General features: G+C 69.7%; 26 protein-coding genes and 2 pseudogenes. 18 read left to right on the forward strand and 10 right to left on the reverse strand.

Features of this window, described 5'->3' with window-relative positions:
* Positions 1 to 3: 3 nt before the first annotated feature.
* From rpsK to truA, 5 genes are all read left to right on the forward strand, one after another.
* Positions 4 to 411: a 30S ribosomal protein S11 gene (rpsK, locus tag AB0H43_RS31060; RefSeq protein ID WP_027342532.1), complete on the forward strand. Its 408-nt coding sequence runs from the start codon at positions 4 to 6 to the stop codon at positions 409 to 411.
* 16 nt (positions 412 to 427) lie between these two features.
* Positions 428 to 1,054, forward strand: a complete 627-nt coding sequence (gene rpsD, locus AB0H43_RS31065; RefSeq protein ID WP_360005132.1) for a 30S ribosomal protein S4 — start codon at positions 428 to 430, stop codon at positions 1,052 to 1,054.
* Positions 1,055 to 1,142: 88 nt separating this feature from the next.
* Positions 1,143 to 2,186 carry a DNA-directed RNA polymerase subunit alpha gene (locus AB0H43_RS31070; protein WP_360005134.1) on the forward strand — a complete coding sequence of 348 codons (1,044 nt, stop codon included), beginning with the start codon at positions 1,143 to 1,145 and terminating at the stop codon, positions 2,184 to 2,186.
* A 32-nt stretch (positions 2,187 to 2,218) separates the two neighbouring features.
* Positions 2,219 to 2,779 (forward strand): 50S ribosomal protein L17, encoded by a 561-nt coding sequence (gene rplQ, locus AB0H43_RS31075; protein WP_360005136.1) that lies wholly within the window; start codon positions 2,219 to 2,221, stop codon positions 2,777 to 2,779.
* Between the two features lie 66 nt (positions 2,780 to 2,845).
* Positions 2,846 to 3,664 (forward strand): tRNA pseudouridine(38-40) synthase TruA, encoded by an 819-nt coding sequence (truA, locus tag AB0H43_RS31080; protein WP_360005138.1) that lies wholly within the window; start codon positions 2,846 to 2,848, stop codon positions 3,662 to 3,664.
* Positions 3,665 to 3,667: 3 nt separating this feature from the next.
* On the opposite strand, the gene AB0H43_RS31085 is transcribed toward truA, so the two are convergent.
* Positions 3,668 to 4,285, reverse strand: coding sequence for a methyltransferase (locus tag AB0H43_RS31085; RefSeq protein ID WP_360005140.1), 618 nt, complete (start codon positions 4,283 to 4,285; stop codon positions 3,668 to 3,670).
* 77 nt (positions 4,286 to 4,362) lie between these two features.
* On the opposite strand from AB0H43_RS31085, the gene AB0H43_RS31090 reads away from it, so the two are divergent.
* Positions 4,363 to 5,181, forward strand: a complete 819-nt coding sequence (locus AB0H43_RS31090) for a hypothetical protein (RefSeq protein WP_360005142.1) — start codon at positions 4,363 to 4,365, stop codon at positions 5,179 to 5,181.
* Here the strand turns inward: AB0H43_RS31090 and AB0H43_RS31095 are convergent.
* Both AB0H43_RS31095 and AB0H43_RS31100 read right to left on the reverse strand, forming a co-directional pair.
* Positions 5,168 to 5,650 (reverse strand): hypothetical protein, encoded by a 483-nt coding sequence (locus AB0H43_RS31095; RefSeq protein ID WP_360005144.1) that lies wholly within the window; start codon positions 5,648 to 5,650, stop codon positions 5,168 to 5,170. The genes AB0H43_RS31090 and AB0H43_RS31095 overlap by 14 nt on opposite strands.
* A gap of 185 nt (positions 5,651 to 5,835) precedes the next feature.
* Positions 5,836 to 6,537, reverse strand: a complete 702-nt coding sequence (locus tag AB0H43_RS31100; protein WP_360005146.1) for an HAD family hydrolase — start codon at positions 6,535 to 6,537, stop codon at positions 5,836 to 5,838.
* Between the two features lie 128 nt (positions 6,538 to 6,665).
* Here AB0H43_RS31100 and AB0H43_RS31105 point away from each other — a divergent pair, with 128 nt between their 5' ends.
* Positions 6,666 to 7,565 carry a DMT family transporter gene (locus AB0H43_RS31105; RefSeq protein ID WP_360005148.1) on the forward strand — a complete coding sequence of 300 codons (900 nt, stop codon included), beginning with the start codon at positions 6,666 to 6,668 and terminating at the stop codon, positions 7,563 to 7,565.
* Here the strand turns inward: AB0H43_RS31105 and AB0H43_RS31110 are convergent.
* Positions 7,562 to 8,383, reverse strand: a complete 822-nt coding sequence (locus tag AB0H43_RS31110) for an SDR family NAD(P)-dependent oxidoreductase (RefSeq protein ID WP_360005331.1) — start codon at positions 8,381 to 8,383, stop codon at positions 7,562 to 7,564. The genes AB0H43_RS31105 and AB0H43_RS31110 overlap by 4 nt on opposite strands.
* A 71-nt stretch (positions 8,384 to 8,454) precedes the next feature.
* On the opposite strand from AB0H43_RS31110, the gene AB0H43_RS31115 reads away from it, so the two are divergent.
* Positions 8,455 to 9,402, forward strand: coding sequence for a CoA ester lyase (locus AB0H43_RS31115; protein WP_360005150.1), 948 nt, complete (start codon positions 8,455 to 8,457; stop codon positions 9,400 to 9,402).
* Between the two features lie 81 nt (positions 9,403 to 9,483).
* Here the strand turns inward: AB0H43_RS31115 and AB0H43_RS31120 are convergent.
* Positions 9,484 to 9,762 (reverse strand): annotated as a pseudogene (locus AB0H43_RS31120) (DUF4190 domain-containing protein); the annotation flags it as partial.
* A gap of 191 nt (positions 9,763 to 9,953) precedes the next feature.
* Between AB0H43_RS31120 and AB0H43_RS31125 the strand changes: the two are divergent.
* Entirely contained in the window at positions 9,954 to 10,727 is a 774-nt protein-coding gene (locus tag AB0H43_RS31125; RefSeq protein ID WP_360005152.1) for an SDR family NAD(P)-dependent oxidoreductase, read from the forward strand.
* Positions 10,728 to 10,811: 84 nt separating this feature from the next.
* Here the strand turns inward: AB0H43_RS31125 and AB0H43_RS31130 are convergent, their stop codons facing one another.
* Complete coding sequence (locus tag AB0H43_RS31130) at positions 10,812 to 11,393, reverse strand: DUF4190 domain-containing protein (protein ID WP_360005154.1); 582 nt, start codon at positions 11,391 to 11,393, stop codon at positions 10,812 to 10,814.
* Positions 11,394 to 11,525: 132 nt separating this feature from the next.
* Positions 11,526 to 11,975: a DUF4190 domain-containing protein gene (locus AB0H43_RS31135; protein WP_360005156.1), complete on the reverse strand. Its 450-nt coding sequence runs from the start codon at positions 11,973 to 11,975 to the stop codon at positions 11,526 to 11,528.
* Between the two features lie 210 nt (positions 11,976 to 12,185).
* On the opposite strand from AB0H43_RS31135, the gene AB0H43_RS31140 reads away from it, so the two are divergent.
* Entirely contained in the window at positions 12,186 to 13,376 is a 1,191-nt protein-coding gene (locus AB0H43_RS31140; RefSeq protein WP_360005158.1) for an acyl-CoA dehydrogenase family protein, read from the forward strand.
* Positions 13,377 to 13,479: 103 nt separating this feature from the next.
* Positions 13,480 to 13,860, forward strand: a pseudogene (trxA, locus tag AB0H43_RS31145) (thioredoxin); the annotation flags it as partial.
* 9 nt (positions 13,861 to 13,869) lie between these two features.
* Here the strand turns inward: trxA and AB0H43_RS31150 are convergent.
* Genes AB0H43_RS31150 through AB0H43_RS31160 form a run of 3 tightly spaced genes read right to left on the reverse strand, consistent with a single transcriptional unit; the run spans position 13,870 to position 15,158 of the window.
* Positions 13,870 to 14,232 carry a DUF3817 domain-containing protein gene (locus tag AB0H43_RS31150; protein ID WP_360005160.1) on the reverse strand — a complete coding sequence of 121 codons (363 nt, stop codon included), beginning with the start codon at positions 14,230 to 14,232 and terminating at the stop codon, positions 13,870 to 13,872.
* Positions 14,229 to 14,684: a hypothetical protein gene (locus AB0H43_RS31155; RefSeq protein ID WP_360005162.1), complete on the reverse strand. Its 456-nt coding sequence runs from the start codon at positions 14,682 to 14,684 to the stop codon at positions 14,229 to 14,231. Before AB0H43_RS31155 ends, AB0H43_RS31150 begins: the two co-directional genes overlap by 4 nt.
* Positions 14,685 to 14,693: 9 nt before the next feature.
* Complete coding sequence (locus AB0H43_RS31160; RefSeq protein WP_360005164.1) at positions 14,694 to 15,158, reverse strand: MaoC family dehydratase; 465 nt, start codon at positions 15,156 to 15,158, stop codon at positions 14,694 to 14,696.
* A 317-nt stretch (positions 15,159 to 15,475) separates the two neighbouring features.
* Between AB0H43_RS31160 and AB0H43_RS31165 the strand changes: the two genes are divergently transcribed.
* From AB0H43_RS31165 to AB0H43_RS31195, 7 genes are all read left to right on the forward strand, one after another.
* Positions 15,476 to 15,976: a hypothetical protein gene (locus AB0H43_RS31165; protein ID WP_360005166.1), complete on the forward strand. Its 501-nt coding sequence runs from the start codon at positions 15,476 to 15,478 to the stop codon at positions 15,974 to 15,976.
* Between the two features lie 50 nt (positions 15,977 to 16,026).
* Positions 16,027 to 16,782 (forward strand): RNA methyltransferase, encoded by a 756-nt coding sequence (locus tag AB0H43_RS31170; RefSeq protein WP_360005168.1) that lies wholly within the window; start codon positions 16,027 to 16,029, stop codon positions 16,780 to 16,782.
* A gap of 38 nt (positions 16,783 to 16,820) precedes the next feature.
* The gene (locus AB0H43_RS31175) at positions 16,821 to 17,471 is read left to right on the forward strand and encodes a DUF6758 family protein (RefSeq protein WP_360005333.1); all 651 of its coding nucleotides are present in this window, start codon (positions 16,821 to 16,823) and stop codon (positions 17,469 to 17,471) included.
* 127 nt (positions 17,472 to 17,598) lie between these two features.
* On the forward strand, positions 17,599 to 17,757 hold the full coding sequence (locus AB0H43_RS31180; protein ID WP_253758209.1) for a hypothetical protein: 159 nt from the start codon (positions 17,599 to 17,601) through the stop codon (positions 17,755 to 17,757).
* Positions 17,758 to 17,775: 18 nt separating this feature from the next.
* Positions 17,776 to 18,606 (forward strand): PH domain-containing protein, encoded by an 831-nt coding sequence (locus AB0H43_RS31185; RefSeq protein ID WP_360005170.1) that lies wholly within the window; start codon positions 17,776 to 17,778, stop codon positions 18,604 to 18,606.
* An 87-nt stretch (positions 18,607 to 18,693) separates the two neighbouring features.
* Entirely contained in the window at positions 18,694 to 19,371 is a 678-nt protein-coding gene (locus AB0H43_RS31190) for a SigE family RNA polymerase sigma factor (protein ID WP_360005172.1), read from the forward strand.
* Entirely contained in the window at positions 19,368 to 20,540 is a 1,173-nt protein-coding gene (locus tag AB0H43_RS31195) for a hypothetical protein (protein WP_360005174.1), read from the forward strand. The genes AB0H43_RS31190 and AB0H43_RS31195 overlap by 4 nt, the downstream gene beginning before the upstream one ends.
* Positions 20,541 to 20,571 lie beyond the last annotated feature (31 nt).

The following is a 20,571-nucleotide window of genomic DNA, read 5'->3' on the forward strand; positions in this document are numbered from 1 at the left end:
GCTATGCCGCCGAAGGCACGCGCTGGGGCCGCCGTCAAGAAGGTCCGGCGTAAGGAACGCAAGAACGTCTCCCACGGGCAGGCGCACATCAAGAGCACCTTCAACAACACCATCGTGTCCATCACGGACCCGACCGGTGCCGTCATCTCCTGGGCCTCCGCCGGCCAGGTGGGCTTCAAGGGCTCCCGTAAGTCGACGCCGTTCGCCGCGCAGCTGGCCGCCGAGGCGGCCGCCCGTCGTGCCATGGAGCACGGCATGCGCAAGGTCGACGTGTTCGTCAAGGGCCCGGGCTCGGGCCGCGAGACCGCCATCCGTTCGCTGACCGCCGCGGGTCTCGAGGTCGGGGTCATCTCCGACGTCACGCCGCAGCCGCACAACGGATGCCGTCCGCCGAAGCGTCGTCGGGTCTAAGGGGAGATAGAGGAAGATGGCTCGTTACACCGGCGCTGACTGCCGCCGCTGCCGTCGCGAGAAGACCAAGCTGTTCCTGAAGGGCAGCAAGTGCGACGGGCCGAAGTGCCCGTTCGAGTCCCGGCCGTTCCCGCCGGGGCAGCACGGTCGCGGCCGCACCAAGGACACCGAATACCTGCTCCAGCTGCGCGAGAAGCAGAAGGCCCGCCGGATCTACGGCGTGCTGGAGAAGCAGTTCCGCACCTACTACGAGGAGGCCAACCGCAAGGCTGGCAAGACCGGTGAGGTGCTGCTGCAGATTCTCGAGTCGCGGCTGGACAACGTGGTCTACCGGGCCGGCTACGCCAAGTCCCGTGACCACGCCCGCCAGCTGGTCAAGCACGGTCACTTCACGGTGAACGGCAAGAAGGTCGACATCCCGTCGTACCGCGTCTCCGACCACGACATCGTCGAGGTCCGGGCGAAGTCGAAGGAGCTGACCCCGTTCCAGGTCGCGCAGGGCGAGGCGGGCAGCCGCACCGTTCCGGCGTGGCTCGAGGCGATCCCCAGCCAGCTCAAGATCCTGGTCCACTCGCTGCCGGCCCGGGGTGCCATCGACACCCAGGTCCAGGAGCAGTTGATCGTCGAGCTCTACTCCAAGTAAGGGCTCCGGCCGGCGCGTCCGCAAGGGCGCGCCGGTCACTCACGGCGAGCGTCATATAGCGGGCGCTCCTGAAAGAGAAGAGAACGAAGTGCTCATCACGCAGCGGCCGACTCTCACCGAAGAGTCGATCAGCGAGGTTCGCTCCCGGTTCACCATCGAGCCGCTGGAGCCGGGCTTCGGCTACACGCTCGGCAACTCGCTCCGTCGTACCCTGCTCAGCTCGATCCCCGGCGCCGCCGTGACGAGCATCAAGGTCGACGGCGTCCTGCACGAGTTCACCACGATCCCCGGAGTCAAGGAGGACGTGGTCGAGCTGGTCATGAACGTCAAGGAGCTGTCGGTCAGCTCCGAGCACGACGAGCCGGTCAGCATGTACCTGCGCAAGCAGGGCCCGGGCGACGTCACCGCCGGTGACATCCAGCCCCCGGCCGGTGTCTCGGTGCACAACCCGGATCTGAAGCTGGCGACGCTGAACAGCAAGGGCCGGCTGGACATGGAGCTGACGGTCGAGCGCGGCCGGGGCTACGTGACGGCCGCGCAGAACAAGCAGGGTGGTGCGGAGATCGGCCGGATTCCGGTCGACTCGATCTACTCGCCCGTGCTCAAGGTGACGTACCGCGTCGAGGCCACTCGCGTGGAGCAGCGGACCGACTTCGACCGCCTGATCATCGACGTCGAGACCAAGGCCTCGATCTCTCCGCGTACCGCGCTGGCGTCGGCCGGCTCGACCCTGGTCGAGCTGTTCGGGCTCTGCCGGGAGCTGGACGAGACCGCCGAGGGCATCGACATCGGCCCGTCACCGCAGGACGCGCAGCTCGCTGCCGACCTGGCGCTGCCGATCGAGGAGCTGGACCTCACTGTTCGCTCGTACAACTGCCTCAAGCGCGAGGGGATCAACACCGTCGGTGAGCTCATCGGGCGTACCGAGGCCGACCTCCTCGATATAAGGAATTTCGGGCAGAAGTCGATCGACGAGGTCAAGATGAAGCTGGCCGGGATGGGCCTGGGCCTGAAGGACTCGGCGCCCAGCTTCGACCCGGCGAACGTCGTCGACTCCTTCGGCGACGCCGACTATGACGACGCCGACTCGGACACCGACGTCGACGACTACCGCGAGACCGAGCAGCTGTAACCCGCTGCCGCCACCACACAGGGAGCAGAACCATGCCCACGCCCACCAAGGGTCCCCGCCTCGGCGGCAGCCCCGCGCACGAGCGGCTGATGCTCGCCAACCTGGCGACTTCGCTGTTCAAGCACGGCCGGATCACCACCACGGAGACGAAGGCGAAGCGGCTCCGGCCGATCGCCGAGCGTCTGGTGACCTTCGCCAAGCGTGACGACCTGGCGGCTCGCCGCCGCGTCCGTCGCGTCATCCGCGAGAAGGACACCTTCGTGGAGCTCTTCGAGCAGATCGCGCCGCGCTACGTGAACCGGCCGGGCGGCTACACCCGCATCGTGAAGATCGGCCCGCGCCGCGGCGACGCCGCGCCGATGGCGATCATCGAGCTGGTCGAGGAGCTCGAGGTGGCCACCACCTCGAACGCGAAGACCGAGAAGCGGAAGGCCGCCAAGGCCGACGTGGTCGCGGCGCTCGCGGGGGACACCGACGAGGAGACCCCGGCCGCGGCGAAGGCCGAGGACGCCGAGGACACCGCGAACGTCTCCGACGAGGAGACCGCCGCCGAGGTCGAGGCGATCGAGGCCGAGGCCGACGAGAAGAAGTAAGCACGACCCGTCAGCGAGCCGGCATCTGTTCAGGGTGCCGGCTCGCTGCGTACCCAGTGGGGAAAGATGACCCGGATCAGGCTCGACATCTCCTACGACGGCACCGACTTCTCCGGGTGGGCCGTTCAGCCGGACCGGCGTACCGTCGCGGGGGTGCTCCTGGCCGAGCTTGATCGCATCCTCGGCGCGGGCACCGCGACCGGGCTCACGGTCGCGGGGCGTACCGATGCCGGCGTCCACGCCACCGGCCAGGTCGCGCACCTCGATCTTCTGGGCGACACCTGGTCCGCGGTGCGCGAGACCCTGGTCCGGCGCCTGGCCGGTCTTCTTCCGCTCGATCTGCGGGTACGCACGGCGCACGAAACACCGCCGGAGTTCGACGCCCGGTTCTCGGCGCTGTACCGCCGCTACGAGTACCGCGTGACCGATGCGCCGTTCGGTGCTGAGCCACTGCGTCGCCGCGACACGTTGGCGTGGCCGCGACGGCTGGACCTCGCGCGGCTGAACGAGGCGGCCGAGGGACTCCTCGGTGAGCACGACTTCGCGGCGTACTGCCGGCGCAAGGAGAACGCCACGACGATCCGGCGGATCACTCGGCTGGATTGGCGGCGGGATCCCGACGGCATCCTGGTCGCCACCGTGCAGGCCGACGCGTTCTGCCAGAACATGGTGCGCAGCCTGATGGGCGGCCTGCTCACGACCGGGGACGGGCGGCGGGCGACGGACTGGCCGGCCACCCTCCTCACGCGTACGCAGCGAGCCGACGACGTCCCCGTCGTGCCCCCGCACGGACTGACTCTGGTCGAGGTCGGCTATCCCGAGGATGCCACCGCGCTGGCCGAACGCGCCGACGCCACTCGCCGCATCCGCACCCGCCTCGGTTGATCATCAACGGGGCGGGGGCGGGCTGACGCGGAGGATGCGGAAGCCTTTTTGGGAGGCGCGGCGTTCGGTGGGCCAGCCCTGGTCGATCAGCCACTGCTGCAGCGAATCCCCGCCGAGGTTCTTGCCCACGACCAACCAGGCCACCCCGTCCGGAGCCAGCCGAGGCAGCCAGCGCCGCAGCAACGCGTGCAGTTCGGACTTTCCGACGTGGATCGGGGGGTTGGACCAGATCTGGTCGAAGGACACCTCGTCACCGACCTCGTCCGGCGCCGCCACGCGTACCCGCTGAGCCAGACCGAGTGTCTCGGCATTGCGCCGGGCCAGTTCCCGGGCCCGCTCGTTGACGTCCACCGCGACCACTCGCGCGAGCGGCGCCACGGTCGCGAGCACCGCGGTGATCGGTCCGTAGCCGCAGCCGAGGTCGAGCAGGGTGCCGGTGGTGCCCGGGCCGGGCAGGTCGGCCTTGCGGAGCAGGACCGCGGTGCCGGGGTCGAGGCGGTCCGACGAGAAGACGCCGGTCGATGCGGCGAGCGTGTAATCCTGCCCGCCGACGCTGAAGGAGACCTCACGCGGGCGCGCCGTCGAGCCGGGCGCTGGCGTGAAGTAGTGCTCGCCTGTCACGCCACATTTCACCATCACCCCGACGGGCGGGCTTGTCGGGGGCTGAAGATCGGTATTATCCACTATTCTCCCTTCCTATGGGAATGGTGCACTCGTCCGAAACATCCCCTCGGACGAGAGTCGAGACGCGCCGTGCCGCCCGCCGCACCCCTCGCTCCCATCGAGCGCCGGCCTTCAGCTTCTGGGACGCGTTCCCGACGGCCTGGTTCAAGGCGAGCCTCGCCGGGCTGGCCGCGCTCGTCCTGCTGATGGTGTGCGGTTTCGGCAGCTGGCAGATCCTGCGCGACGAGCAGACCGGTACGCGGGCGACGGCGAACGAGCCGAAGCCGACGACGCTCCCGCGCGACATCGGTACGCGCAAAGCCGACCCCGCGCCGTTGACCTCAGCGGAGGTGTTCCCCGGTCGGCAGCTGTCGATCGACCCGGCGCAACCGGCGTACCAGGTGATCGGGGCGCAGAACCAGGCCAACTGCAAGAACGCGGCCGACGGCGGGATCAGTGCTCTCCTTGCCGGGCTGGGCTGCTCCCAGGTCGTCCGGGCGACCCTGCGTTCGCCGACCCGGGAGTACCTCGTCACCGGCGGCGTCTTCAACCTGGCCAGCACCAACGCGGCGAAGACGGCGTACGACCGGATCAAGCAGATCGTCGACGACCGGCAGGGCCGCTTCAAGGGCTACGTGCCGACGAACGCGGCGAAGCCGCTGGCGCTCTCGTCGACGCACCTCGGCTGGGACTACCGCGGGCACTTCCTCGTCTACTGCGTGATCGCCCGCGCTGACGGCAAGGACTTCGTGGAGGGCGACGCGTACGCCCAGCAGATCCTCTACGACATCATCGAGATGCACCTGCTCGGGACGGTCGTCCAGAAGCGTTCCGTCCGGCCTATCGCTTCTTGACCTTGTGCAGCCGGAACGGCTTACGCGTCTCCCGGAGGACGCTCGCCGGCCGCGGCGCGGTCGCCTCGCTGTCGTCGGTCGTCGGCACCGTCTCCCGCGCTTCCAGGGAGATGATCGTGCAGGTCTCCGCCCAGCGGGTCACGACCTCGTCGGTCGTGCCCGAGGCGTTGAGCCGCTTCTGCGCCAGCTGCGGCGCGACCGCCTCCCACTCGGTGCCGTTCGAGTGGATCTCCGTGACGGTCGCGTCGAAGGCCACGATCCGGCCGCCGTGGTCGCCGCGCAGGCTGACCGTGGCTGGGGCGTCAGCGGCCAATGCGTCGGCGAGACCGGGCAGGTCCTGCTCGCCGGGGCCGGCGACGACGTAGAGCTTGCCTTCCAGCGGAAGACACCAGACCGCGTACGCCGGGCCGCCGAACGCCACCCAGGCGATCGCGGCCTTCTTCGACGCCTCCTCCACGAGCGGATTCATGCGCCCATCCTATGCCGCCTCGCCCGTCCGGCCTTGCGCTCTCTCCCGCGGCCCTTGCTCTCTCCGCGCGGCCTTTTGCGCTGGATCAGGGTTCTCGGTCGAATCTTGCCCCATGATTCGACCGAGAACCCTGATCCAGCCCTCATGGCGGTGGCCATGAAGGCGGCGGGCGCGGACGGTGGGGACTAGGCGGGGACGAGGTCCCGCGTGAAGATCTCGGTCAGCGACCGCGCCGACGGCCCGCAGAACTCCTCGTCGGGCCGGAAGACCAGGTGGTCGCCGAGGTCGGGGGCGGCCAGGCGGATGGCGTACATGCCCAGCGCGCTCGCTCCGGTGAGTTCGCGGGAACCGCCGTCGCCGACGTAGAGGCAGTGTCGCGGCTCCACTCGGAGCGCGGCGCACGCCGCCAGGTAGATCGTGGGATCCGGCTTGACTGCTCCGATGTGGACGGAGAAGATCGCGGCGTCCAGCAACGGGGCGATCGGCAGCGTCGGCAGGATTTCGGTCAACTCGTGTGTGCAGTCGCTGACGACGGCCATCCGGACGCCGTCCGCCCGCAGCCGGGCCAGCACGGCGTACGCGTCCCGGCGGAGCCGGATGTCGGCCCGGAGAGCGGCGATCCGGGCCTGGTATGCGGCCCGCAGCGTCGTGTCGTCCGGGCGCCGCCCGAGTTCGGCGGCCACCCAGCGCAGGGTGGTCAGCGCGTCCCCGTAGTCGCCCCGGCTGCGCCGGTAGAACGAGGTGTCGAGGACGGCGGTGAGCTCCTCCGGCGAGCAGCCCAGGAGCCGGGCCACTTCGGCGTGCCCGGCACCGCGGGGCGCGGCCTGCGTGAGGGTGCCGAAGAAGTCGAAGAGGACGGCTCGCGGATATCCGTGCGAAGCGAACACAGCAGAAGAGTCCCATTGTGAAAGTTGCAGATTGCAAGCGACCGCCCGAGCGTAGCGACTCGTTCACCGACTGTGCATCCGCCAAAGCGGCGGGGAACCGACCGTAAGGTGACTGTTACGGTCGCACCGTGAAGATCAGCCTGCCGACCCTGCTCGCGCTGACGCTCGCCGTCCTCGCGATCTCGACGTCCGGCCCGCTGATCGCGTACGCGGCGGCCCCGGCGCTGGCGCTCGCCTTCTGGCGCAACGCTTTGGCCACCGCCGTCCTGACTCCGGCCGCGCTGATCACCCGCCGGGCCGAACTCGCCCGACTCTGGCGGGGCAGGGAATTCCGGTGGAGCGTCCTGGCCGGGCTCGCCTTGGCCGTCCACTTCGCCACGTGGATGGCCGGCGCGCAGCTCACCGCGGTCGCGACCGCCACCGCGCTCGCCGCGACGCAACCCGTCTGGGCCGGGCTGATCGCGTACTGGCAAGGTGACCGGCCCACCCGAGCCATGTGGCTCGGTATCCTCGCCGCCGTCCTGGGCGTCACGCTCGCCACCGGCGCGGACGTCGGCGGCTCCGGCCGAGCCCTCCTCGGCGACGTGCTCGCGCTGCTAGGCGGGCTCGCGGCCGCGGTCTACACCGTCTTCGGCGAACGCGCCCGCGCGCAGGCCAGCACCACCAGCTACACCACCATCTGCTACGCGGTGTGCGCGGCCGTGCTCCTCTGCGGCTGCGTGGTGTTCCGGGTTCCCCTCAGCGGGTACGCACCCAGCACCTGGCTGGCCATCCTCGGCTTGACCGCCGGCACCCAGTTGCTGGGGCACTCGATGTTCAACTACGCGTTGCACGAGCTGTCCGCGACGGCGGTGAGCGTCCTGGTGATGCTGGAGGTTCCGGGCGCCGCCCTGATCAGCTGGCTCTGGCTGGATCAGCGGCCCGCCCCGTTGGCCTGGGCCGGGATCGCGTTGCTCGTCAGCGGGGTCGCCTTCGTCATCCTGGGCTCGGCCAAACGGCGGCCGGTCCCGGTGAACCTGGAACTCTAAGCCTCGACCGCGCGTTCGGACGCCGCCCAGAAGCGCGCTGCGAACTCTTCGTCCGCCAGGTACGCCTTGGGCCGCAGCACTTTCCGCTCGGCGTAGTACGCCCCGTCGACGAGCGACTCCGCCGGTGCGGTCGCGAGGTGCACCAGGGTGTCGGCCCCTTGCTCCGGTGTGGACAGGCCCGGGGCGATCTGGAAGAACAACTTGGCGAGCGGGGTGCCGAAGTTGCTGCGGATCACGCCTGGATGGAACGAGAATGAGAGCAGGTCCGGCCAACGCCGGGCGGCTTCCGCGGCGAAGAGGATGTTGGCCGCCTTCGACGCGCCGTAGGTCAGCCAGGCGCTCCACGGCCCGCGTGTGCGGTCGAGGTCGTCCGGGCGCAGCATGCCCCAGGAGTGCGCCATCGACGCCGTCGAGATGATCCGCCCGCCGGCCGGCATCTGGTCCTTGAGCAGGGTGGTGAGCAGAAACGGGGACAAGTGGTTGGTCTGGATGGTCAGCTCGTGCCCGTCCACAGTGGTCTGACGGCGGCTGGTCACCACCCCGGCGTTGTTGGCGAGCACATCGATCCGGCCCAGCTTGGCCACTTCCAGGGCGGCCTCCCGGACGGAACCGAAATCGGCGAAGTCGGCCCGCACCTGGATCGGCTCCGGCCCCGTCGCCTGGTCGCGTACCAGGGAGAAGGCGGCAGCGAGACGGTCTGGATCCCGCCCGACCAGGGCGACTCGCCAGCCACGCCGCGCGAACTCCACCGCGGCGGCCCGGCCGACGCCGGAACTCGCTCCGGTGACGACGACGGTCGAGGCGGTGAGATCTTCCACAGAAGCGTTCTCCTGACCCACGGCGGAAGGTTACCTTGTCGAAGTTACTGAACGGTTGCTAAGGAGCGCGCATGGGTGCCATCGGCCGTCCCCGTCGATCCTGCCTGGCCGTGCCGGGTTCCAGCGTCAAGATGCTGGACAAGGCCAAGGGCCTGCCCGCCGACCAGGTCTTCCTCGACCTGGAGGACGCGGTGGCGCCGCTGGCCAAGCCGGAGGCCCGCAAGAACATCGTCGCCGCGCTCAACGAGGGCGGCTGGGGCGACAAGACCCGGGTGGTACGCGTCAACGACCTGACCACGCCGTGGACCTACCGGGACGTCATCGAGATCGTCGAGGGCGCCGGCGCCAACCTCGACTGCGTCATGCTGCCGAAGGTGCAGGACGAGGCGCAGATCCACTGGCTCGACCTGTTGCTGACGCAGATCGAGAAGACGATCGGGTTGCCGGTCGGCGGCATCGGCATCGAGGCGCAGATCGAGAACGCGGCCGGCCTGGTCAACGTCGACAAGATCGCGGCGGCCTCCCCTCGCGTCGAGACCATCATCTTCGGCCCGGCCGACTTCATGGCCAGCATCAACATGAAGTCCCTGGTGGTCGGCGCGCTGCACCCGGACTACCCCGGCGACCCCTACCACTACATCCTCATGCGCATCCTGATGGCCGCGCGGATGCACGACAAGCAGGCCATCGACGGCCCGTTCCTGCAGATCCGCGACGTCGACGCGTTCCGGGAGGTGGCCAAGCGATCGGCCGCCCTGGGCTTCGACGGCAAATGGGTGCTGCACCCGGGCCAGATCGACGCCGCCAACGAGGTCTACTCGCCCTCCCAGGAGGACTACGACCACGCCGAGCTGATCCTCGACGCGTACGACCACTACACCTCGGAGGCGGGCGGCAAGCTCGGCGCGGTCATGCTCGGCGACGAGATGATCGACGAGGCCTCCCGCAAGATGGCGCTGGTCATCGCGGGGAAGGGCCGGGCGGCCGGGATGTCCCGGACGTCCACCTTCACCCCCTGATCCCGCCCCTTCGGTGCGGCGCTGGATCAGGGTTCCGGGTCGAATCTTGGGCCAAGATTCGACCGAGATCCGTGATCCAGCTCAGTAGACGACGCCCTCGTAACCGGGTTCGTCGAAGAAGTCGTTCGCGATCAGGAAGACGATGAGCGCCGCCGCGGCGACGGTCAGGGCGAAGCCGATCCAGCCGACCACGATGCCGGCCAGGGCCAGGCCGTCGCCGTCCTCACCGGTCTCCCGGATGCGCCGCCGTGCGACGTGACCGAGGATGGCGCCCACGATCGTGAGCGGATAGCAGAGGCTGAACGCCACGATCGAGGTGACCAGCGCGGCGATGGCCAGGCCGTTCGTCTTGCGGGCGGGGGCGTACTGCATCGGGTAGGGCGCGGCGTAGCCCGGTGGGACGACGTAGCCGGTGGTGGGCGGCTGAACCTCCGGCGAGGTGGGCTCGGTCATGGACGCAGGGTAGTGTGCCGCCGCCCGTCCGAGGGATCCCCCGGCACAAGGGGCCGACCCGGTTGCCCCGGCTTGCGACGATCCGCAAGGATCGGGGCATGGAAACCGTCGACAGTCCGTTCACCCTCGCCGGGAAGGTCGCGCTGATCACCGGCGCGGGCAGTCCCTACGGCATCGGCTACGCCACCGCGCGTCTGCTCAAAGCCCAGGGCGCCCGGGTGGCGATCGTCTCGACCACCAAGCGCATCCACGACCGCGCCGTCGAGCTGGGGGTCACCGGGTTCGTCGCCGACCTCACCGACGACGCCGAGGTCGCCGCGCTCGCCGACGCTGTGGGCGACCAGCTGGGCGAGGTCGACATCCTCGTCAACAACGCCGGCCTGGCGAGCCGGGCCTCGCCGGAGATCATCCGCCCGGTCGCCCAGCTCACCGCGGACGAGTGGCGTACGGAGATCGACCGGAACCTGACCACGGCGTTCCTCTGCAGCCGGGCCTTCGGCGACGGGATGTCCGAGCGCGGCTGGGGGCGCATCGTGAACCTCTCGGCCACCGCCGGGCCGGTCAACGCGCTGCCCGCCGAGGCGGCGTACGCGGCGGCGAAGGCGGGCGTGCTCGGCCTGACCCGGGCGCTGGCCATGGAACTGATCGCCGACGGTGTCACCGTCAACGCGGTCGCGCCCGGTCTGATCCACACCTCGGCGTCGACCCTGGTCGAGCTGAAGCAGGGCTACGGCTCGCCGATGGGCCGCCCCGGTACGCCCGACGAGGTGGCCGGCGCGATCGCCTTCCTGGTCTCCCCGGCGGCGTCCTACATCACCGGGCAGCTGCTGGTCATCGACGGCGGCAACAGCGTCCGCCAGGCCGCCTTCTGACGGCGTACGCCGTCCGGCGTGGAGAAGGGCGGCCCCGCCGGAGTCCGGAGGGCCGCCCTTCCAAGGTTGTGCGGTGACGCGACCTCAGGTGAGGTTCATGGCCACGCCGGCGATCGCGTTCACGATGCCGAGCAGCAGGCCGACGCCACCACAGATGAGGCCCGTGAGGGCGAAGCCCTTGCCGTCCTCACCACGCTGGGCGATCTGCTTGTTGGCCACGATGCCGAGCACGATGGCCACGATGCCGGCGATGATGCCCAGGATCGCGCAGCAGGCCAGCGGGATGCTCGCGATACCGGTCGCCATGGCGCCGATCGCCATGCCGTTCTTCTTGGCCGGGCCGCCGGCCGGAGCGCCGTACGCCGGGTACTGCGGAGCGGCATAGGGCTGCCCGTACTGCGGAGCGGGCGACTGCTGCTGCGCGTACGGGTCGTAGGGGTTCTGCGGCGCGGCCGGAGACTGCTGGCCGTAGGCCGGCGACTGCGGGGCGACCGGCGAGCCCGGGGCCGCGTACGGGTCGTAGGGGTTCGGGGCCGGGGCCGGAGTCGGCTGCTCCCCGTAGGCGGGCTGCCCGTAAGCGGGCGGCGGCGAGGCGAACGGATCCTGCGACGGCTGCTGCTGCGGCTGGCCGTAGGGATCGGGGTTGCCGGGCGGCGGGTAGGTCACGCGAGTTCCTTCCATGTATGCACGTCGTGCGGGGTGCGCCGGACATGATCGTCGTGCGGTCGATCACCATCGTACGAACGTGTGTCAGCGGGCGCGGCCCGGCCGCGCCCGCTGCAGGACCGGGGTGCCCGGTCAGTAGGTGCTGGAGCCCGCCTCGTTGATGGCGACGACGAAGATGATGCCGTAGATGCAGCACAGCAGCACACCGAGACCGGTGAAGATGTAGCCCATGACGAGACCGGCGGTGGCCAGGCCGTCGCCGCCCTCGCCGGACTGCTTGATCTGCTTCTTGGCCATGTGGCCGAAGACGATGGCCAGCGGCGCGAAGACGAAGGCGAAGACCAGCGACAGGATCGCCATGGTGTTGGTCGCCGCCGGCGGAGCGGCGTACGGCTGCGCGCTGTAGGGCTGCGCGGCGTACGGCTGCTGCGGCTGCTGGCCGTACTGCGGCGCGGCCGGGGAGCCCGGGGCGGCGTACGGGTTGTACGGGTCAGGCTGCGGCTGCTGCGGCTGACCGTACGGGTCCGGCTGCTGCGGCTGCTGACCGTACGGGTCAGGGTTACCCGCTGGGGGGTAGGTCATCGTTCGGCTCCTGATTTCCTCATCGGAGCGAACCGCGTAGGATGCGCGGCCGTGCTCCCGGGGTGGCGTACTGGCGCAGGGTACTAGACGGGGTGAAGCTTTTCACAGAGGTTCTGGTCGCATCCCACCTTCTCGCGGGATCGATCCACGCGAGATACTCATCGAACCTGAGTTACCGTCTAGTAACTTCGTTCACCTGGAGGGTTCGCCATGCCCCGCCTTGCCCGTACGCACGGACTCACCGACATTCAGGAATCCATCCTGGCCACCGTCCACGAGTTCGTCGACAAGGAGATCATCCCGCGGGCGCAGCGGCTGGAGCACGATGACGCCTATCCGACAGAGATCGTCGACGGCATGCGCGAGATGGGCCTGTTCGGACTGACCATTCCGGAGGAGTTCGGCGGGCTCGGCGAATCGCTGCTCACGTACGCCCTCGTCGTCGAGGAACTCTCCCGGGGCTGGATGTCGGTCAGCGGCATCGTCAACACTCACTTCATCGTCGCGTACCTGGTGTCGCAGCACGGCACGGCCGAGCAGAAGGCCAGGCTGCTGCCGCGGATGGCGACCGGCGAGGTCCGGGGCGCGTTCTCGATGTCGGAGCCGGAGACCGGGTCGGACGTGTCGGCCATCAAGACCCGGGCGGTGCCCGACGGCGACGACTACGTCCTCAACGGACAGAAGATGTGGCTGACCAACGGCGGCTACTCCAGCGTCGTGGCCACCCTGGTCAAGACCGACCTGGGCGCGCCCAGCGTCTACGGGAACATGACCACCTTCCTGCTGGAGAAGACGCCCGGCTTCGGGGAGACCGCGCCCGGCCTGACCATCCCCGGCAAGCTCGAGAAGATGGGCTACAAGGGCGTCGAGACCACCGAGATGGTGCTCGCCGACCATCGCGTACCGGCGTCGGCGATCCTCGGCGGCGAACCCGGCAAGGGCTTCTACCAGATGATGGACGGCATCGAGGTCGGCCGGGTCAACGTCGCCGCGCGAGCCTGCGGCATCTCGTTGCGCGCCTTCGAACTCGCCGTCGCGTATGCGCAGCAGCGGCGTACCTTCGGCAAACCGATCGCCGAACACCAGGCGGTGGCGTTCAAGCTGGCCGAGATGGGCACCAAGATCGAGGCGGCGCACGCCCTCATGGTGAACGCGGCCCGGTTGAAGGACTCCGGTCAGCGCAACGACGTCGAGGCCGGCATGGCCAAGCTGCTCGCCAGCGAGTACTGCGCCGAGGTCGTCCAGGAGGCGTTCCGGATCCACGGCGGCTACGGATACTCGAAGGAGTACGAGATCGAGCGCCTGATGCGGGAGGCGCCGTTCCTGCTCATCGGAGAGGGCACGAGCGAGATCCAGAAGACCATCATCTCGCGCGGGCTGCTGCGGGATTACCGCTTGTGATGCCGGGTATCCCAGCTGCCGAGGAGTAGGGTGAGCTGCGCCACCGCACGGGCGGGAATGCCCGGCACCCCCTGCTCGTTGCGATAGACGCAACCATTGGCATAGATCGGAGCGTGACATGGCGACCGTGGAGTTGACCGCCGCCAACTTCGACGAGATCACCAACAAGGACGGCATCGTCCTGGTGGACTTCTGGGCGAGCTGGTGCGGCCCGTGTATGCGATTCGCGCCGGTCTACGACGCCTCCTCGCAGAAGCACGAGGACATCACCTTCGCCAAGGTCGACACCGAGGCGAACCCCGACATCGCGATGAAGTTCGACATCCGGTCGATCCCGACGATCTGGGCGATCAAGGACGGCGTGATCGTCTTCGCTCAGCCGGGCGCGCTTCCGGGCGCCGCGCTGGAGGAACTCATCGGCAAGGTCCGCGAGCTGGACATGGACGAGGTGCGCAAGCAGCTCGCCACCCAGGCGCAGGGCTGATTCGAAAAGCTAGACCGCGGCGCGGTCGGCCTCGTCCTTGGACGCGGTCGGCTGCGCCGTCGCCTGTGCACCTGTCGACGGCACGGCCAGCCAGTGATCCACCTTCCGCTCCACGACGAAGCTGAGGAACGGGATCGTCCCGGCGATCATGACCCCGAGCGTACGCGTCAACGGCCAAGTGGTCCGCCGGGCGAGGTCGAAGGTGATCACGAGGTAGATGGCGAACAGCCAGCCGTGGATCGGGCCGATGATCTGCACCGGCAGCGAGTTGTCCCCGAAGTACTTGATCGGCATCGCGATCAGCACCAGCACCAGCAGCATCACGCCGACGACGTATGCGGCGACGCGGTAGCGGGTGTGCGCGGCTTTCATGACGTCTCCTGCATCTGCTGGGCGCTCTGCGGGCGCTGGCCGGGCTCATCGGCGCGCTCGCCGGGATAGTCGGCCGGGCGGGCGCCGGGATGCGCCGCCAACCAGGCCAGAAGTCGGTTGTACTCGGCCAGCTCAGGGTCGTCGTCGGCCGGGACGGCCGCGGTGGCGCTGGTCACCGGCCGGTTCGTGACTACGGGACGGCCGAATCCGGTGCTCGGGGCCTTCTCGGCGGGCTTCGCCGGGGCACGCCCGAGCGCCAGCCGCATTTCGCGTACCCAGATCAGCACGACGAAGCCCGCGAACGCCGGCCAGAAGAAGGCGTACCCGAAGCTGAGGACGTTGCCCCCCATGGCCCGCGTGATCTGCCACCAGGTGAGCCCACCGGAGGCGAGGACCATGACCACCGCGAGCGTGTGGCCGGCCAGCCAGCGGGGTGTGAGCAGGGGTCGCACGAGCCGAGACTACTCCGTCGCGGCCGGTGCCTTCGGCACCATGACCTTCCGCTTGAAGATGCAGACCATGGTGCCGTCCTGCTTGTAGCCGCGCGTCTCGACGGTGATCACGCCCCGGTCGGGCTTCGACTCGGACTCGCGCTTGTCCAGGACGGTTGTCTCGCCGTAGATGGTGTCGCCGTGAAAGGTCGGCGCGACGTGGCGCAGCGACTCGACCTCGAGGTTGGCGATCGCCTTGCCGCTGACGTCGGCGACCGACATGCCCAGCAGCAGCGAGTAGATGTAGTTGCCGACCACCACGTTGCGCTTGAAGTCGGTCTGCGTCTCGGCGTAATGCGCGTCGATGTGCAGCGGGTGGTGGTTCATGGTCAGCAGGCAGAACAGGTGGTCGTCGTACTCGGTGACCGTCTTGCCGGGCCAGTGCTTGTAGACCGCGCCGACTTCGAACTCCTCGAAGTACCGACCGAACTGCATGGGACCATCCTTCGGGTGCTGGACGACGATGTCCACGTCCGGACCCGGCGCGCCGCCTGACGGTCCTACGGACGCCTGAGAAACGAGACGCCTGAGAACGCAATGAGCGGCGGGGCCCTAACGCACCCGCCGCCCACGCTCTTGATAAAACATCTTGCCCGAATATGGCTTGACCTGTATAGAGGTTTGTTCGCGTTAGGCAGATCACATCGCTGACGGATAATTGACCGTCACTGAGGGTAACCAGAGTGCCTTTCGTTTACATCGGCGTGCGAGCCGTCCTCGCGGGCATATGCTGACCTCGAGGAGGTCGTGTCATGCCGAGCCAACCAACGGCAGGCCCGTGGGCCCGATCCGCGCCGCCGATCGCCTTCGCACCGGATGAGTGGGACCTGCTCACCCGCCTGCCCGCTCGAGTCATGATCGCCGCTACGTCGGCCGAACCCGACAGCGACCGGCGTACGGTCGCCGAGGGCCTGGCCGGCATCGACGCCATCGCCGCCGGGACGGTGTCCGACTCCGACCTGGTTCGTGCGGTGGTCGCGGCGATCTACGCCGAAGCCGATCCGGATCCGCCCAGCGCCGAGCAGTTCCGCGATCGTCACGCCGGCATCACCGAGGTCCTGGTGAACTGCCGCGCCGCCAGTCTCGTGCTGGCCCGGCGGGCCGATCCCGCCGACGCCGCCGCCTATCGGCAGTGGCTGCAACACATCGCCGCCCGGGTGTGCGGCGCCGCGCGTACCGGGGTCTTCGGGCACCGGGTGAGCGACGCCGAGACCGCGTTCCTCGCGGATCTCCACCGCGCCCTGCAACCCTGACCGGCCCGAGCCCGCCGATCCCGGCGGGCTCGGCCGTTACGCTCGGCCTCATGCCGTCGCACCTGCAAAGTTGGTACGCCCACCGCGACCAGCCGGACGTCGTGCTGGTCGACGGCTTCCACGCCGTGAAGCACGCGCTCCGATTCGGCGCCGACGTGCTGGCGGTGCTCGCGACCGACAAGCCGGCCGCGATGGCCCTGGCGCATGAGCTGGCGCCCGATCTCGCCGGGGCGTTCGAGATCCTGGCCGCGTCGGTGGAGCCGGCCGTCTTCGCCGACCTGGTGCCCCGGCCGCATCCGACCGGGGTGGCCGCGCTCGCCCTGCGGCCGTCGCTCGACCTGGCCGCGCTCGCCGGGCGGGACAGCCCCGTCGTCCTCCTGGAGGACCCCCGGCACCTGGGCAACATCGGCGCCGTCGTACGCCTCGCGGCCGGATTCGGCGTCGCCGGCGTACTGACGACCGGGGTGACCGATCCCTGGCATCCGGCCGCCCTCCGGGGCAGCGCGGGGCTGCACTTCGCCACCGCGGTCGCCCGGATCGACCTCGGCGCACGCCCGGCGGGCCCGGTCTACGTGCTCGATCCGGACGGCGCGGACATTCGGGACCTGAGCTTCCCGGACGACGCGGTGCTCGCGTTCGGCACCGAACGGCACGGCGTCTCCGCCGAGCTGCGGGCGATGGCCACGCAGCTGGTCGCGATCCCGATGCGGCCCGGCGTCTCCAGCTTCAACCTCGCCACCAGCGTGGCGATGGCGTTGTTCCACTGGACCACGCGAGATCGGCAGCGGATGGTCGACTCCGCTTGACGCGAGGGGCCGTCGGGAGCAGGGTGAAGTCTGTGGGGATGGTCGTCTCGTGCCCGCGGTGCGGTGGCCCGGTGCGGCCGCCGGATCTCATGCGGTCCGTGTGGCGCTGCGACCGCTGCGGCCCCGTACCTCCGTTGCACGTCGCCGAACACGCCGCCGCCGAGACGGTCAACACCGCCGCCACCCTCGCCGCCAAGGCGGAGTTCCCCGTCTGGTGCCCGTGGCCCCTGCCGACGGGCTGGATGGTCACCGGACTGGGCTGGGCGGGAGACGAGCGTACGGGGGTCTCGGCGACCGTCATCGCCTGCAGCGGACCGGCGTCGCTGATCGACGGCCCGGCCGACATGCTGTTCATCGCCGAGGACCCGGGCGTCGGCCTCGGCGTACGCTTCGCCGGCCTGCCCGGGCCGGACCCCGGTCCCACCATCACCGAGCTGGCCGTCACGACGCTCGCCCACGCCAAGGTCAAAGTGGCCGGTCATCCGGCTCCGATGTGGGCACTCGACGCGCCCGAGGATCGAAGCGCGTACGTGGGGGAGGCCCGGGGCCGGTGGCTGTGGACGGTCGCGTGGCCCGCGCCCGCCGGATACCTGCTCGCGGAGGATCTGTCCTTGCACGACCTCGCCGAGTGGGTCCCGGGTGGACTCGTCTTCGGCGCCGCGTCGCCTTACCTCTCAGGACGGTCCTGACCAGGCCGTTAGTGCATCCGGCGCGGTCACTCCGAAGTGCGCGAATGATTCACTGAGGACCCCCTGGACTGCTAGGCTTATGCCCGAATGCGGCGAATGGGCGCCGCGTGGAGGGGGAGTGGACCGCATGGTCAAGAAGATCCTCGTCTGGGGCGGGCTTGCCTTTCTGATCTTCTTCGTGGCGTTCCGACCTGACTCGGCGGCCAACGTCGTGAAGTCGATGGGGGGCACCGTGATGGACATCGCGCAAGGCGTCGGTGACTTCGTCTCCAGCCTCGTGGCCTGATCGGCCGGTTCACCCCCGATGACGACCGGACCTTTTGAGCCCGACGGCTCCGACGAGCCGCGGCGCGACCGCGACAACGAACCGATTCCCCAGGCTCGTGGGGAGTCCACTCCTCAGTCCGATGACGACACTCATTTCATCGGCCGCGCGCACGTAGGTGCCGCGGCCGGTGCCGCTTCCGCCGGCGGCGCACCGCCACCGCCATACGCGGGTGGGCCGGACGACTTCCCGGACATCAGCGAGGAGGAGGTCTCCGGGCTCGGCGGCGGAGCGGGCGTCCCGATCAGCCCCCGGCGGGTGCTGCCGCTCGAGGACGAGCCGAGCGCTCTGGTGGCGCGCTATCTCTTCCCGACCGAGCGCTATCGCGGTGAGTGGCGCAAGCACTGGATCCACTTGATCAACCACATCCTGGTGGGCGCGGTGGCCACACTGGCCCTGGGCTACCTCACCGGGTTCCTGGCCAAGCAGGACATGCCGAGCCTCAGCGTCATCGCCGTCGTGGTGTACGCACTGGTCATGGGCTGGGTGGCCTGGAGCGTGGCGGACTGGTACTACGACCGGTTCATCCTGACGAACAAGCGGGTCATGGTCGTGCGTGGGTTGATCACCCGAAACGTCGCCATGATGCCGCTGCTGCGGGTCACCGACATGAAGTACGAGCAGTCGCCGTTGGGCCGCATGCTCAATTACGGCACGTTCGTGCTGGAGTCGGCCGGTCAGGACCAAGCCCTCCGCGAGGTCAAGCACCTGCCCAACCCGAACGAGCTCTACCTGCGCGTCGTCGAGGAGATGTACGAGCCGGCGGCCGTCGAGGCGCGCCTCGGCCGAGAGGCCGAAGACGAGGGCTGACCATTCGGACCCTGGTCCTCCTCCCCTGGGATGTGCCACTCTGTGGGACACGACACAGGGTGCCGGGCGGGGAGGCGGTGGCGCGCGTTGGCTGGAAGGTCCACGATCGAGGACGAGTTCCGCGAGTTCGTCGCGGCTCGTTCCGGTGCCCTCCTGCGCAGCGCGTACCTGCTCGCCGGGGACTGGGCGACCGCCGAGGACCTTCTCCAGACCGCGTTGACCAAGACCTATCTCGCCTGGCGGCGGCTCGGCGAGATCGAGGCCGTCGAGCCGTACGCGCGACGCGTACTGGTCAACACGGCGACCTCGTGGTGGCGGCGGCGCTGGCACGGTGAACGGCCGACGGAGTTCCTGCCGGAGCGGGCCGTCGCCGACGCCACCGAGGAGCAGCTCGACCGGGATCTTCTCTGGAAGCATGTGAAGGCGCTCCCAGCACGACAACGCGCCGTGCTAGTTCTGCGTTTCTACGAGGACATGTCCGAAGCACAGACCGCCGAACTCCTCGACATCTCCCCGGGAACCGTCAAGAGCCAGACATCCCGGGCACTCGGCACCCTCCGGCAGCGGCTCGCAGCCGAGGGTGTCCAGATTCCGGGGCTGACCCTGCCCGAACCGAAGCCCGCGGCCCGCCCCGCCCCGGCGGCGGAGCAGCGACCGGCGACCGAACGCCGGGCCGCTCCCGCCGCGGCCAAGCCGCAACGCGTACCGGCTCCGCGGAGCACCAGCGCCCGTCCGGCCATTCCGGTCCCGGCGGAGGGGCGATGAAGAGCGCGCCCTCCGAGACCGAGGCCACCCGAGCCCTCCGCGAGATGTTTGCGGCCCAGGCCCGGGAGGTGCCCGTCGCCCAGGACCTGTCCGGCGTGACTGTGCGGCGGGCTCGCAAACTCGCCCGGCGCAGGGCGGTCCTCGGCGGTCTCGCCGCCACCGTGGCGTTCGTCCTGACGATCACCGGTATCGGCGTCTGGCGGCAGTGGACCGCTCCGGTCGAGCAGTCCGACCTCGCCGGGTCCGGCCGGGTGGAGTTCGAGGCGGACGCCCACCAGGTCCCGATGGGCAGCGGCACCGCTCCGCTCATGGTGGACCTCGTCCTCGGGAATCGCCTCTACGACGCCACCAACGGGACCTGGCGGGACCTCAAGGGCGGCGCCGACTCGGGCGTTGTGCGTACCCAATCCGGCTGGTTGGTCGGCGGATCGACCACCTTGCGCCTGCTGCGGACCGATGGGTCCCAGGTGCCGTTGGCCGACGCGGTCGACGGCTGGGCGGTCAGCGCGGACGGGTCGGAGGTGGCCGTGGTCCGGGGCGAGACCCTGCAGCTGGACCGGCTGGGCCGCGACGGCCTGCAGAACCTCGTGACCGGCGCCATCCCGGCCGGCTGGCGGCCGATCGGCTTCCTCGCCACCGCGGTGCTGCTGACGTCGAGTGACCGCAGCCAGTTCGCGGTCTGGCGCCGCGACGGCACCTTCGACCAGGCCGACGGGCTGACCCAGGTCTACCCGAGCTTCCAGTCCGACACCTTCGCCGTCGTCCCGGGCTCGGTCGGCCGGCCCTGCCTCGTCCGGGTCTCGGTGAGCAGTGGTCACCTCGAACGCGAGGACGCGGCCGGGTGTCACGAGTTCCTGGAACGGGGGGCGGCGCACGCCGTCGTCTCACCGAACGGGCAGAACCTCGCCACGCCGTTCGACGGTGGACTGTGGATCATCAACCTGGCCCGGTCCGTGACCGCCGCGAGCGCCAACGGGGCGGCCGCCCCGGTTTGGATCGCGGCCTGCGCCTCCGACGCCGACGCCGTTCCGGTCTGGCAGGACGACGCCACCGTGATCACGACCTTCCGCGGCGACCTCGTGGCCTGCGCGGTCGACGGCACGCAGCGCGCCGTGCAGGCGCCGCAGGGCGTACCGTCCGGCGGCCGGCTCGTCACGATCAAGCGGTAGCAGGTCCGACGGGATCTTCGCCGGGGAGTAT

This window comes from Hamadaea sp. NPDC050747, assembly GCF_040654195.1.
Lineage (GTDB): Bacteria > Actinomycetota > Actinomycetes > Mycobacteriales > Micromonosporaceae > Hamadaea.